Here is a 13,009-nt window from a genome sequence, read left to right as displayed (position 1 = left end):
TTGGCGCGGGGGCGGACGTGCCGTGGACTCCCCCCATGACAAGTCCCCTGGCGTCGCGGACCGTTCACCGGTCGTCCGCGATGAGCCGCCGATTGCTCCTGCTCCTCACCCTGACCTGCGCCGTCGGCGTGGGTACCGTCTACTTCCCGCAGGCCGTCAGCCCCCTGGTCGGCGCGGCCCTGCACGAGTCGCCCGGCTCCGCCGCCCTCGTGGTGAGCGCGATCCAGATCGGCTACACGGCGGGGATCTTCCTGCTGGTGCCGCTCGGCGACCGGCTGCCGCACCGCCCGTTCCTCGTCACCCTGCTCGCCCTCACCGGCGTCGGTCTGCTGGTCGCGGGCTGCGCTCCGGGGCTGGCCCCGCTGATCGCCGCGGCGGCCGTCGTCGGGGTGACCACCGTGGCCGCGCAGGTCATCGGTCCGCTGGCGGCCGGCCTGGTGGCCGCCGACCGCCGGGGAGCCGTACTGGGCACCCTGCTGAGCGGTTCGACCGGCGGCATGCTGCTGGCCCGCACCTTCGGCGGGACGCTGGGCGAATGGCTGGGGTGGCGGGCCCCGTACCTGGCGGCCGGAGCCGTGGCCCTGCTGCTCGCGGCCGTCCTGGCCCGCACCCTGCCGGTCACCGCCCCGGCCTCGCGGCAGCCGTACGCGGCCTTGCTGGCCGAGCCGCTGCGTCTGCTGCGCGCCGAGCCGGAACTGCGCCGCTCCTGCCTCTACCAGGCGACGGTCTTCGGCGGCTTCTCGGCGGTCTGGACCTGCCTGGCTCTGCTGCTCACCGGCCCGGTGTACGGCCTGGGCGCCCATGCGGTGGGGATGCTCGCCCTGGTGGGCGCGGTGACCATGCTGTGCACCCCGTACGCGGGGCGGCTGGTGGACCGCGTGGGACCGGACCGGGTGAACCTCGGCTGCCTGCTCGGGGTGCTGCTGTCGGCCGCGGTCCTCGCCGTGGGCGCCGGCGGTGGGCCGGCGGGTCCGCCGGCGCTGGTGGCCGGCACGCTGCTGCTCGACATCTCGATGCAGTCCGGCATGCTCGCCAACCAGGCCCGGGTGTACGCCCTGCGCCCCGATGCCCGCAGCCGGCTCAACACGGCCTACATGACCTGCGCGTACCTGGGCGGCAGCGGCGGGTCCTGGCTCGGCGTGCGGATCTACGGCGGAACGGGCTGGCCGGGCGTGTGCGTGCTCGTGGCCGTGCTGGCCGGGATCGCGCTCGCCCGCCATCTCGTGGCGTCGCGCGGACCGGGGCGGGACGCACGACAGGCGGGGGACGGCGGGCGGGGCGATCGATGCGCGTCGGCATCGGTCGCCCTCCCACCATCACCCCGCCTGTCGAAGCAGCCGGTCGGACGGCGAGCGTTCTGACGGATCAGACCGCCGGAACCGGGTAGGTCGGGTACTCGACGCCGGACACGTGCTGGACCACACGGATGACCTGGCAGGAGTAGCCGAACTCGTTGTCGTACCAGAGGTAGAGGATGGCGTTGTCGCCGTCCACCTTGGTGGCGCCCGCGTCGACGATCGAGGAGTGGCGCGAACCGACGAAGTCCATGGAGACCGCGTCGGGAGCCGTGGTGAAGTCGATCTGGCGCTTGAGCGGCGAGTGCAGCGAGACGTCGCGGAGGTAGTCGAGGACCTCGTCGCGGGTGGTCTCACGGCCCAGGCGCAGGCTCAGGATGGCGATCGAGACGTCCGGGACGGGGACGCGGATCGAGCTGCCGGTGATCGGCGCCTTCAGGTCGGGCAGCGCCTTGGCGACGGCCGAGGCGGCACCGGTCTCGGTGATGACCATGTTGAGCGGCGCGGAGCGGCCACGACGGTCGGCCTTGTGGTAGTTGTCCAGCAGGTTCTGGTCGTTCGTGAACGAGTGGACGGTCTCCACGTGACCGCGCAGGACACCGTACTCGTCGTCCATGGCCTTGAGCGGCGGGACGATCGCGTTGGTGGTGCAGGAGGCGCAGGACAGGATCTGCTCGTCCGGCTTGATGGTGTCGTGGTTGACGCCGTGGACGATGTTCGGGACGTCGCCCTTGCCCGGAGCCGTCAGCACGACCTTGTCGATGCCGGGGCGCAGGTGCTTGGACAGGCCCTCACGGTCGCGCCACTTGCCCGTGTTGTCGATGAGGATGGCGTCCTTGATGCCGTGCTCGGTGTAGTCCACCTCGGACGGGTCGTTCGCGTAGATCACCTTGATGGTGTTGCCGTTGGCGATGATCGTGCTGTTCGCCTCGTCGACGGTGATCGTGCCCTGGAACTGGCCGTGGATCGAGTCGCGGCGCAGCAGCGAGGCGCGCTTGACGATGTCCTGGTCGCCGCCCTGACGGACGACGATGGCGCGCAGGCGCAGGCCGTTGCCGGAGCCGGCCTTCTCGATCAGCAGGCGGGCGACGAGGCGGCCGATGCGGCCGAAGCCGTACAGGACGACGTCGCGGCCGTCGCCGCGCTCGATCTTGTTGGCGCCGGTGGCACCGGCGACGGCCTCGGCGGTGAACTCGGCCACCGAGAGGCCGCGGTCGTCGCTCTTGTACTCCGCGGCGAGCATGCCGATGTCGATCTGGGACGGGCCGAGATCGAGCGTGGTGAGCACCTGCAGGAACGGCAGCGTCTCGGTGACCGACAGCTCCTCACCGGCTATCTGCCGGGCGAATCGGTGGGTCTTGAGGATGCTGACCACCGACTTGTTCACCAGGGAGCGGCTGTGGAGCAGGATCGTGACGTCCCGCTCCCGGTGCAGCTTCCCGATGATCGGGATCATCGACTCCGCGATCTCCTCGCGGTTCTTCCAGCTGGTGAACGAGTCCTCATTGACAGTCACAGGATTATCTTTCGAGCTAGGCGGTGCTCATATGCTAACCCGCCGCCATTTTGGTCACTTAAGCGGTACCCACCGTGCCGGGAACGGGCACTATGTGACATGAATTTGTACGTTTTTTCAATGGTTTGCCGCCGGAAGGTGTCTCAGAACCTGCCGCGGAGCCTCATGCCGAGCGGGCGGCCGTCCGGGTCGACCAGCACGTGGTGCAGGGGCGCCGCGAGCATCCGCCGTGTCACGGCCAGGTCCGGCGGGACGTAGCGGCGCAGCCGGCCGGGCGGCCGGGGACCACGGCGGGCGCCCGCGTGCCACGCGTCCAGGACCGCCGCGCTCTCGGCGAAGGCGTCGAACGCCGCCACCGGGTCGCACAGCTCGTCCGCCGCCCCGGCCTCGATGTGTTCGCGCATGAGCTCCAGGCGCAGCTCCCGGGCGAAGGCCCGCGCCCCGTCCCCGAGACCTCCCGGGTCGGCCGGCGCCCGCGGGTCCGGACACTCGTCGTACACCGCGCAGCCCAGCTCGGAATCGTGCGTCCACGAACGGAGGTTGATGTTGTCGGAGCCGACCGAGGCCCACACGTCGTCGATCACGCACACCTTGGCATGGACGTAGATCGGGGTTCCGGCCACGTTCTCCGGCCCGTACACCGCGACCCGGTCGCCGCCGGCCCGGAGCAGCGCGTCCAGGGCCTTGATCCGTCCGATCAGGTTCATGGGCAGCGTGAGCCGGCCGGCCTGCTCCGGGACGCTGGGCACGACCCCGATCAGCCGCAGCCCCGGGTGCCGGCTCAGCGCCCGGGCGAAGGACTCCACCACCCGGGGGGACCACAGGTACTGGTCCTCCAGGTAGATCAGCGCCCGGGCCCGCCGCAGTGCCTTGGTGTACCCCCGCGCGATGCTGCGCTCCCCGTCAGGGGCGAAGGGGTAGCCGCGCAGCAGCCGGTTCGGATAGGTCCGCAGCAGCTGGACGGTGTGCGCGCCGCAGACCTGCGGATCGGGTGTCTGCGCCGGCAGCCGGTCCGCGCTGACGTCTTCGCGGTGCGCCAGCTCCCGCAGGCGGGTGAGCGGGCTCCGGCTGAGCGGAGCCGGATCCTCCCACCGTTCGCGGAAGACGGCCTCGACGTCGCCCACGACCGGCCCGCGCAGGGCGAGCTGGACGTCGTGCCACGGCGGGTGGGGGCCGTAGGCGGCGGCCAGGGGCAGCGACTGACGGTCACCGCGGTGCGAGGCGTCGTCGTTGCGGTTGCGACACAGGTCGATCCCGCCGACGTAGGCCACGTCCAGCTCCGGACGCCCGCGATGGCGCAGCACCACCAGTTTCTGGTGGTGGGAGCCGCCCGGACGGACGCGCATGTCGAGCAGGCACTCCCCGCCGGCCCGGGCGATCTCCGCGCCGAAGCGGAGGTTCTCTTCTTGGCTGAAGTGAAGACCGTCCAGGTGGGAACGCCACAGCAGGCCCTTGACGACGACGCCGCGCTCGGCCGCCCGGCACAGGACCGAGCCGATCTCGGTGCCGGGTCCGTCGAGCCGCTCGTCGGGGTCGCCGCGCCAGTCGGTGAACAGCAGCAGATCGCCCGGCCCCATCGCGCGGACGGCCGCCAGGAGCTCCGCGAAGTACACGGCTCCGTGGACCAGGGGGCGTACGTGGTTCCCCCGGGACCAGGCCGCGCCGTCCGGGCGGCGCCGGTCCAGGCGCGTCGCCGGATTGCCCCGTTCACCGGGTTCCAGAAGCCAGTCCGCACGGGTCATCGCCCCGGCCCTCCGATCGCGCTGGAGTACCGCAGTCCCAGGCTAGCCGCGTCCCCGGGGCGCGGCCCCTCGGAGGCGACCCCTCAGCGCACCGGTTCGGCCGCGGCCCCACGGGCCCGGCCCGGCCGGGCGGCCGCCCCGGGGGGTGTGGCGGTCCCGCGGTGGGGCACGTCGGCCATCCGCCGCTCCGGGCCGCTCCGCCGCAGGTAGCGGTAGCCGAGGAAGGCCGCCGGACCGAAGAACACCTGGGCCGGGACGAGGGTCGGCGCGTGATCGGTGACCGCGGCGATGAGGTGCAGCGTGGCGACCGGAGCCACCGCGCCGAAGAGGGTGACCAGCGCCATCCCGGTCCGCAGCCCCCGCGTCCCGTACGCCTTGTAGGCGGTGGTGGTGAACAGTGCGTACGCCAGCAGGTCGCCCATGCCGACCACCGCCCCCAGGTCCTCGCCGATGCGCAGGCCCGCGGCGGGGGCGTACGGATACCCCTGGACGGCGTCGGACAGCTCCTGGGTCAGCGGTACGACCCAGGCGAAGAAGGCGTCGTACGCGGTGAGCGCGAGCAGGAACCACGCGACGTTCTTCAGCCGCATGCCGCCCTGCACGTTGAGGTTCGTGGCGGAGACCACGATCAGCGCGACGACGACACTGTTCGCCACCCAGTACGGCGGCGCGGTCTCGCCGAAGGCCACGTGGCAGACGAGCACGCTCGCGATCAGTACGGCGATCAGCGCCCAGCGCAGTCGACCGTTCCCGATCACGGGCTGGTAGCCGACGGACAGTCCGCCCGCGAAGACGAGGGCGAGCACCACCGGCAGGACCGCTCCGGGCAGCGTCAGGTAGATGTACGGCAGTGCCAGGACGAAGCCCATCATCATGAAGATGTCGCTGCCGTTGAAGACACCGACGGGCGGCCTCGGCGTGCGCACGGCACGGAAGTAGGCGATCGCCCCGGCGGACACACCGACCGCAAGGACCATGGTGACCGCGAGCTGGAAGAAGACGCTCATGCGTGGCTCCGGGTGAAGGTGTGCTCCAGCAGGTCGCAGCGGAGGGGGAAGAGACGCGCGGCCTCCTCCTCGTCCACCGGCAGGACCGTGACGCGGGCGTCGACGGCCCGGGCCAGCAGCCGCTCGGTCACCTCCGCCTCGGTGACCTCCTTGGAGGCGACCTCCACGTGGAGCCGGCCGTCGGCCCCGACCTCCGCCCGGTGGCGGAGGGGGAACGGCAGGCCGGGGGTGCCGTCCAGCGCCTCCACGATGTCGCGCGGGGTCACGATGCCCTCGGTGGTGCGGTGCAGTGCGCCGGCCTTGCCGAGGATGTGGGAGACGGCGGGCACGGCGGCCAGTTCGCAGTCGGGCTCGCCCTCCAGGGTGCGGACCACGTCACCGGTGCTGTAGCGCAGGACCGGCATGCACTCCCGGTAGGGGAAGTAGGGGGTGATCGTCAGTTCGCCGAGCCGACCGGGGGCGGCGGGCTCGCCGGTCTCCAGGTCGAGGACTTCGGTGTAGCCCATGTTGGGGTCGATGTGGAGGTGCCGCTCGCCGCAGGTGCGGCCGCCGACCGGGAGCAGTTCGGTCATGCCGAAGGCGTCGCCCACGGTCCTGGCACCGAAGGTCTCGCGCAGGGCGTCCGACAGGCTCCGCGACAGCATCTCTCCGCCGGCGTAGATCGCGCGCAGCGCGAAGTCCTCCGGTCCGTAGCCGCGTTGCCGGGCGGCGGTGACCATCTGCCCGAGGTAGCTGGGGTTGCCGGTGAGGATCGTGGGCCGGGTGCCGCCGCCCGCGCCGAGCAGGTGCTCGACGGACTCGTCCGGCGGGATCTGCCCCACGACGTGGCAGGAGGCGTTGGCGAGCCGGCACACCTCCACGTCCTCCTGCACGGCGGCCGTCGCCCGGGAGCTGAGGTTGATCTGCATCCGGTCGCCGGGCCCGAGGTCGCCGCGCAGCACCAGGGACAGGGCGATCAGTGCGGGCCACAGCTCCATCTCGTAGCGGGAGAGCCAGATCTGCACGGGGCGGCCGGTGGTGCCGGTCGTCTGGGTCGCCAGGTAGGGGGCACCGCACAGGAAGTCGGCGGGGCGTGCGATGAGGTCGGCCTTGCGGGTCACCGGGATCCGGGTGAGCGTCTCGACGGTCACGCCGTCGAGATCGATGCCGGCGAGCCGCTCCCGGTAGAACGGGGACCTCTTGGCGAGCCGGCGCACGGTCCGCCGGAGCGCACGGTCCTGCAGGTCCCGGCGCTCGTCGGGATCGGCGAAGGGGCCGTCGGCCAGTTCGTCGACGTCGTCGCCCAGCGACCCGAACTCCTCCAGCGTGAGGAGGGCGTCGGCGACCAGTCGCTCGACGGCCCGTACGTTCAACCGCCGGCCGAACACCATCGCCATGGCCACCCGTACCTGGCGGACACCGGTCTCCAGCATGCGTACCTCCTAGGGGGTGTCTTGTCGATCAGGGCGGATCAGCGAGCGGTGGTCGGTGCCGTGTATCGCAAGGCGGACGAGGGAGGCGACGCGGAGCGTCGCCGACCGAGGACAACGCGGCGAGGCGCGGTGCCGGCCACCGCGAGCCCGCCCTGACCGGCACGACACCCCCTAGGAGGTGGCGAAGGGGTGGGAGCGACGCGCCGCCCCCACCCCTCACTTCTTCGTCAGCTGGCGGAACAGGTGGAGAAGAAGACCGCCGTCATGGCGCCCATGACGTACTTGAACTGCTTGGCGCTCGTCTTGATCGCACTCATCGGATCCTCCTTGTTCGTTCCGGGCGGACGGTCCCTCGGGCTCCTCTGAAGTCGCCGTAACGTTCCGTCACTTGGACGAGCACACAATGGCGCGTTCGCAACACACGGGCAATGATCTGGTCCATTCAACGGACCGGTGAACGGGGGACGACACCACCGATTCCTCCAACGAGCCGGTACGAACGGGGAGTTCTGGCTCCGTCCGACCGATGGGGCCAGGCGTGAAAGGGGGACCGCCCATGGCCAGATCCGGCACAGAGGGGCGGGGCGTACTGGAAGGCGCTTTCGCGTTGATGGAGGTGCTCGCGGAGGGCGAGGAGGTCGGGCTGACCCGCCTGGCCGGCGACGCGGAGCTGCCGAAGGCCACCGCGCACCGGTTGCTGGGGCAGCTGGTCGCGCTGGGCGCGGTGCAGAGTCGGTCCGGTCGCTACCGTCTCGGGGCGCGGGCCTTCCGCCTGGGCCAGGCGTGGCACCCGGCGCGGGCGCTCCGCGCGGCATCGGCAAGGCCGCTGCGCGAGCTGGCCTCGGCGAACGGCCGGCTGAGTCTCAGCCTGTCGGTGGCGGAGGCGGGACGGACGATCGTCGTCGCGGGTCTGCGCGGCGAGGTGGACGACGTGTTTCCGCTGAGGTCGGGCCTCGTACTGCCGCCCGGGAGCGCGGCCGAGCTGATCCTGGCGGCCTCCGCCCCGGCCGGTGACCCGCCCGAGGGTCGGACGGCGGCCGCCTGGGCCCGCGAGGTCGCGCAGGCCAGGGAGCGGGGGCTCGCCTTCGAGTACGGGCAGTGCGTGAGTACGCTCTCGTGCGTGTCGGCGCCGATACTGTCCGCGTCCGGGCAGGTGGTCGCCGCCGTGGCGGCGACCGCCCTCGACCCCCGGCAGATCGCGCCGCTGGGCGAGTCCGTGTCCCGGGCGGCGGCGATGATCAGCGCGAACCTGTCCCGGCGGCCCGCCGCCGCGGCCCGGCCCCACCGCGAGTCGCCCGCCCGCCCACCGGGTCCCCGCGCCCCGCATCCCGTCCTGGCGGGTCCGCACCCGTAGGCGCCCGGAAAGCGAGGGGGGCCGTCCCGGATTCCTCCGGAACGGCCCCCCCTCGACCGGGGCCGGAGTGCCGACGGAGGGTGACCGTGCCACGCTGAATCGGGGGAACGCCGACTCCGGTGCGCCGGAGCGGCTCTGCCACCGAGGAGACCGACATGGCCAGTGACGCCAGCAGACCCCGGACCAGCTCGTCGCCGCCCAGCGACTGGCATGCGCCCACATCGGGTACGACTCTCACAGCGGGCGTCCTGATGGTCGTCGCGGGCGCCATGGCGATCCTCGAGGGGATCGCCGCCCTCGCCAAGGACGACCTGTTCGCCGTGACGCGGCACTACGTGTTCGAGTTCAGCCTGACGGGCTGGGGCTGGGTTCACCTGATCGTGGGCATCGCCCTCGTCCTCTCCGGCTGCGCGGTGTTCACCGGAGCCCTGTGGGCACGCTTCCTGGGCGTGGCCATCGCAAGCCTCGGCGTGATCGCCAACTTCCTCTGGCTGCCGTACTACCCGTGGTGGGCCATCATCCTGATCGCCATCAACCTGTTCGTCGTCTGGGCGCTGTGCGCGGGCATGCAACGGGAGGCCGACGCGAGCATGACCGTCTGACCTCAGTCGTCTGCCGGACCCGGCGAGACGCGGAAGGGACGACCTGGGCCGCGGACATCCCGGCAGGGCGCACCATGTCGAGGGGCCGCTTCGGATCGCTCCGCAGCGGCCCTTCGGTCATGCCGTGCGCCTGCCCCGTGCGGCCCAGGCCCGCGCGTGCAGCGGAATCGAGCCGTCCGCGGCCCGGGGCAGTGCCGACCGCAGCCGCTCGCGCAGCTCCACGCGACGCTCCCGCGGCAGGGAGGCCACGTAGGCGGGCGCGGGCCCCTGCCCGCCCAGGAACGGCTCCCAGTAGTCGTCGAAACCCGAGAAGCGGGTGGGCACGCCGATCGCCTCCACCTCGACGTCCTCGAGCCCCGCCCCGACCAGCAGCTCCCGCAGCGGCGCCCGTCCGCACAGCGGAAACCTGACGGCCTCGTCCAGGTCCCGGGCGGCGGGGTCCAGGGCGGACGCGGCGTCCCAGAAGGCACGGATGGCCTCCATGCCTCCTTCCTCGAAGTCCCAGACGTACGCCCCCACCAGTCCCCCGGGCCGGACCGCCCGCGTCATCTCGGCCGCCGCCCGGGGTGCGTCCGGTACGAAGTTCAGCACGAGCCCGCTGACGGCGACCGATGCCGTGGCGTCGGCGAAGGGCAGGTTCACGGCGTCGGCCAGGACGAACCGCGCCCGCGCGTCGGTGATGTTCCTCCGTGCGTACTGCACGTAGCCGGCGGACGGATCGATGCCGACGACGCTCTCCGGTTCGGCCAGATCCAGCACGGCCCGCGTCACCGCACCCGTGCCGCACCCGATATCGCGCCAGCTGCCCCCGGGGGCCGCATCCAGCAGGCGAACGAAGCGGCGTGCCACCAAGCGGCTCCACCGCCCCACATACGGCTCGTACGCCTCACCAGCCACCCACATCGGCCCGTACCTCTCCGGAAGACAGCACTCCCGGGGCCATCCTGCCGCGCCGGCGTCGCGGCCGCAGGAACACCCACCGGCACCGGATCGGCGCGTACCCGACTCCCCCACGCCTCCCAGGACGCACGAAAGGCCGCTCTCCCATGGATGAGAGAACGGCCTCCGACGTGCGTAAAGCACAGTCGGGACGACAGGATTTGAACCTGCGACCCCTTGACCCCCAGTCAAGTGCGCTACCAAGCTGCGCCACGTCCCGATGCGCGCTGACCTGGGCTTTCCCCTGGTTGAACGCGCAGGAGAACGATACCGCACTTCATGGGGTGGTCGCGCGCACCTTTTCCGCCCCCGGTTCCGCGTCGACCACGTCCACGGGTGCCTGCGCCTGTGTTCCCGCCTCGAATCGACGAATGCCGCAGAACGGACCAATCGCCATGCTCCTTCCTCGAACCGTGACCGATCCGGCTGCGGATCGTCCGATTCCGGCCGCTCAGCAGGCGCGGTCGGTCAGTTCCGGATGCGCGGCGATCAGGCGTTCGGGGGCCGCTTGGAGCCAGGAGTCGATCAGGATGGAGCGCAGCTCCTCCGCACTCCGCAGCGCCGCGAGCCGGACCCGGATCCAGGCGTAGTTGTCGTCGTGTCCGGTGCGCAGGAAGAACTTCTCGGGCTCCGCCGCGATCAGCTCCGCCCGCTCCTCCTTGGGGCACTTCACGCCGATCGAGGTGTCGTCGTCGGCGAGCGAGACGAAGATCTTCCCGCCCACCCGGAAGGTCGGCATGCCCCAGGCCGGCTTCTCCGTGCTGTCCGGGAGGGACAGTGCGATCAGGCGGACGTCCTGCGCGGTCGTGGCCATCCCCAAGACTCCTTCTCCAGCCACCGGTGAACCCTTGTCCGGCGACCGTAGCGCCCACCACCGACAATCCCGCTCACCCCCGCCGGTCCTCCCCCGCGGCCTGCGCCCGGTCCTCCCGCTCGTGCACCAGCGCCACCAGCTCCGCCGCCAGCGCTTTCACCGTGGCGAGTCCCTCCGTCCCCCAGCGCCGGGGCACCACGTCCACCGCGCACACCGTGCCCAGGACGATCCCGCGCCGATCCGTCAGCGGTGCGCCCACGTACGAGCGCACTCCGCTCTCGTCCACCACCGCGTTGCCCGCGAAGCGCGCGAAGTCCCGTACGTCCTCCAGGACCAGCGCCCGCCGCCGCACCACCACGTGCGGGCAGTAGCCGTGGTCCCGGGCCAGCACCCGCGCCGGGTAGCCGCTCGCCGGGGCCTCGGCGCCATGGTGCAGCCCGGCGAAGAACTGGCGTTCCTCGCCGACGAAGTTGACCCCCGCGTGCGGTGCGCCGAGCGCGTCGGCGACGCGCCGCGCGAAGGCGTCCAGCTCGGCGTCCGTACGCTCACCCAGACCCAGCTCGCGCAGCCGGACGGCGCGTGCGGGTGCCTCCCGGTCCACCGGCGTGAGCAGCAGGTGTCCGGTCGATTCGTAGTACGTCATGGCCGTTCCCCCGACTCCGAGGACGAAGAGCTGACTGCGGACATGCACAACAGGTGGCGGACGAGGGCGGCCAGCGCCCCCGTCCCGGAGCTCGCGAGGCGCGCGTCGCACCGTACGACGGGGACCTCGGGCCCGAGCCCCACCGCCTCGCGGACCTCGTCGGGCCCGTAGCGGTGACCGCCGTCGAACTCGTTGACGGCGACGATGAAGCCGATCCCGCGCCGCTCGAAGAAGTCCACGGCGGGGAAGCAGTCGGCCAGGCGGCGGGTGTCGGCGAGCACCACCGCCCCGAGCGCGCCCGCGCACAGCTCCTCCCAGAGGAACCAGAAGCGGTGCTGTCCCGGGGTGCCGAAGAGGTAGAGCACATGGCGCTCGTCCAGGGTGATCCGGCCGAAGTCGAGCGCGACGGTCGTCGTGGTCTTCTCCTCGACCCCGTGCAGCGGGTCGCAGCCGGCTCCGACTCCGCTGAGGAGTTCCTCCGTGCTCAGCGGTTCGATCTCGCTCACCGCCCCCACGAAGGTGGTCTTGCCCGCCCCGAACCCGCCCGCGACCAGGATCTTCAAGGTCGCGGGCGGAGCCCCGGCCGCCGGAGCCGGGGCCGTGGCCCGGCCGGGAGCGGCGGCGGGGGCTGGGGCGGGGGCGGGCGCGTCACAGTCGTTTACGTAGGCCATCGAGCACCGCCAGGAGCAGGGACCGGTCGTCGGCGGCGAACGAGCCGCCGCCCGGGAACCGCGGAGCCCGCGCCATGACGGCCCCGTGTTCCATCAAGTCGGACAGCAGCACCTTCACCACGACCGCGGGCAGCCGTAGCTGCCCGGCCACCTCGGCGACGGTGACCCCGGCGGCGCCCGCGCACATCCGCAGCGCCAGTGTGTGCTCCGCCCCGAGCGGGACGTGCGGCCGCACCCCGGTCGCGGTCACCAGCGAGAGCAGGTCGAGCGTGAAGCCCGGCCGGGTCCGCCCCCCGCTGGCGGTGTACGGGCGCATCACGCGGCCCGCCGAGTCGTCGAGCCATGGTGTGTCCCGCCCCTTCGCGTACGCCCCCGTCCCGCGGGACCTCATCGCTCCACATCGGCGACGGGCCGCCGCGGCGGGGCCGCGAGGTACGGACGCACGCTCTTGACCAGCATCGCCATCTCGTAGCCGAGCACCCCGGCGTCGGCCTCCCGGTCGGCGAGGACGGCCAGGCAGGTGCCGGATCCGGCCGCGCAGACGAAGACGAGCGCCGTGTCGAGTTCGACCACGACCTGCCGGACCTCGGCGCCGTCCGCGAAGCGGGAGCCGGCGCTGCGGCCCAGGGAGTACAGCCCGGAGGCGAGGGCGGCCAAGTGGTCGGCGCTGTCGGCGTCCAGTCCGTGCACGCAGGTCACGAGCCCGTCGGCGGTGAGGAGTACGGCGCTTCGCGTGTACGGCACGCGCTGCACCAGGCCGCTGAGCAGCCAGTCGAGGTCGGAGAGCCGGCTGCCGGTCTTCGTCGCCACTTCGCCGCCCATGGGGGTGCGCTCCTTGCTGATGAGGTGAGGGGTCGGGGTCATGCCTGGTTCTCCGACTGGGCGAGGCCGAAACCTCGTTGGAAGGCGGCCATCAGGCCCGGATCGTGCACCGGCTGCTCGGGGTCACCGGGCTCGGAGTGACCGGCGCCGGGGTGACCGGTGTCGGGACGAGCGGGCTCGGGCTGACCGGCA

Annotated in this window: 13 protein-coding genes and 1 tRNA gene; 3 read left to right on the top strand and 11 right to left on the bottom strand. The window is 72.3% G+C overall.

All coding sequences use genetic code 11. The features are described from left to right. The first annotated feature begins 80 nt into the window (after positions 1–80). Positions 81–1,361 carry an MFS transporter gene (locus AB8A24_RS35815; RefSeq protein WP_328960805.1) on the top strand — a complete coding sequence of 427 codons (1,281 nt, stop codon included), beginning with the start codon at positions 81–83 and terminating at the stop codon, positions 1,359–1,361. Positions 1,362–1,365: 4 nt separating this feature from the next. Here AB8A24_RS35815 and AB8A24_RS35810 read toward each other — a convergent pair whose 3' ends face one another. The 4 genes from AB8A24_RS35810 to AB8A24_RS35795 form a co-directional block, all read right to left on the bottom strand. Then, positions 1,366–2,811, bottom strand: coding sequence for a glyceraldehyde-3-phosphate dehydrogenase (locus tag AB8A24_RS35810; protein ID WP_266481405.1), 1,446 nt, complete (start codon positions 2,809–2,811; stop codon positions 1,366–1,368). Between the two features lie 143 nt (positions 2,812–2,954). After that, positions 2,955–4,553, bottom strand: coding sequence for a phospholipase D family protein (locus tag AB8A24_RS35805; protein ID WP_369478584.1), 1,599 nt, complete (start codon positions 4,551–4,553; stop codon positions 2,955–2,957). 83 nt (positions 4,554–4,636) lie between these two features. Next, positions 4,637–5,560, bottom strand: coding sequence for a hypothetical protein (locus AB8A24_RS35800; protein WP_328960807.1), 924 nt, complete (start codon positions 5,558–5,560; stop codon positions 4,637–4,639). Beyond that, positions 5,557–6,972 (bottom strand): phenylacetate--CoA ligase family protein, encoded by a 1,416-nt coding sequence (locus AB8A24_RS35795; protein WP_369478583.1) that lies wholly within the window; start codon positions 6,970–6,972, stop codon positions 5,557–5,559. The genes AB8A24_RS35800 and AB8A24_RS35795 overlap by 4 nt, the downstream gene beginning before the upstream one ends. A gap of 556 nt (positions 6,973–7,528) precedes the next feature. On the opposite strand from AB8A24_RS35795, the gene AB8A24_RS35790 reads away from it, so the two are divergent. Next, positions 7,529–8,326, top strand: a complete 798-nt coding sequence (locus AB8A24_RS35790) for a helix-turn-helix domain-containing protein (RefSeq protein ID WP_328960809.1) — start codon at positions 7,529–7,531, stop codon at positions 8,324–8,326. A 251-nt stretch (positions 8,327–8,577) separates the two neighbouring features. Beyond that, complete coding sequence (locus AB8A24_RS35785) at positions 8,578–8,928, top strand: hypothetical protein (protein ID WP_266384529.1); 351 nt, start codon at positions 8,578–8,580, stop codon at positions 8,926–8,928. Positions 8,929–9,045: 117 nt separating this feature from the next. On the opposite strand, the gene AB8A24_RS35780 is transcribed toward AB8A24_RS35785, so the two are convergent. The 7 genes from AB8A24_RS35780 to AB8A24_RS35750 form a co-directional block, all read right to left on the bottom strand. After that, the gene (locus tag AB8A24_RS35780; RefSeq protein WP_328960810.1) at positions 9,046–9,777 is read right to left on the bottom strand and encodes a class I SAM-dependent methyltransferase; all 732 of its coding nucleotides are present in this window, start codon (positions 9,775–9,777) and stop codon (positions 9,046–9,048) included. 236 nt (positions 9,778–10,013) lie between these two features. After that, positions 10,014–10,087 (bottom strand) — tRNA-Pro (locus AB8A24_RS35775). Between the two features lie 231 nt (positions 10,088–10,318). Then, positions 10,319–10,681, bottom strand: coding sequence for an MmcQ/YjbR family DNA-binding protein (locus tag AB8A24_RS35770; RefSeq protein WP_328960811.1), 363 nt, complete (start codon positions 10,679–10,681; stop codon positions 10,319–10,321). A 73-nt stretch (positions 10,682–10,754) separates the two neighbouring features. Further along, positions 10,755–11,324 carry a GAF domain-containing protein gene (locus tag AB8A24_RS35765; RefSeq protein WP_328960812.1) on the bottom strand — a complete coding sequence of 190 codons (570 nt, stop codon included), beginning with the start codon at positions 11,322–11,324 and terminating at the stop codon, positions 10,755–10,757. Next, a complete protein-coding gene (locus AB8A24_RS35760) occupies positions 11,321–11,995 on the bottom strand; it encodes an ATP/GTP-binding protein (RefSeq protein WP_328960813.1) in 675 nt (224 codons plus the stop codon). Before AB8A24_RS35760 ends, AB8A24_RS35765 begins: the two co-directional genes overlap by 4 nt. After that, the gene (locus tag AB8A24_RS35755) at positions 11,973–12,386 is read right to left on the bottom strand and encodes a DUF742 domain-containing protein (protein WP_328960814.1); all 414 of its coding nucleotides are present in this window, start codon (positions 12,384–12,386) and stop codon (positions 11,973–11,975) included. The genes AB8A24_RS35760 and AB8A24_RS35755 overlap by 23 nt, the downstream gene beginning before the upstream one ends. Beyond that, entirely contained in the window at positions 12,383–12,817 is a 435-nt protein-coding gene (locus tag AB8A24_RS35750; protein WP_030727814.1) for a roadblock/LC7 domain-containing protein, read from the bottom strand. Before AB8A24_RS35750 ends, AB8A24_RS35755 begins: the two co-directional genes overlap by 4 nt. Positions 12,818–13,009 lie beyond the last annotated feature (192 nt).

The organism is Streptomyces sp. BF23-19, assembly GCF_041106355.1.
In the GTDB taxonomy this organism is placed as follows: Bacteria; Actinomycetota; Actinomycetes; order Streptomycetales; family Streptomycetaceae; genus Streptomyces; species Streptomyces virginiae_A.
This window is presented reverse-complemented; position numbering and strand designations above follow the sequence as displayed.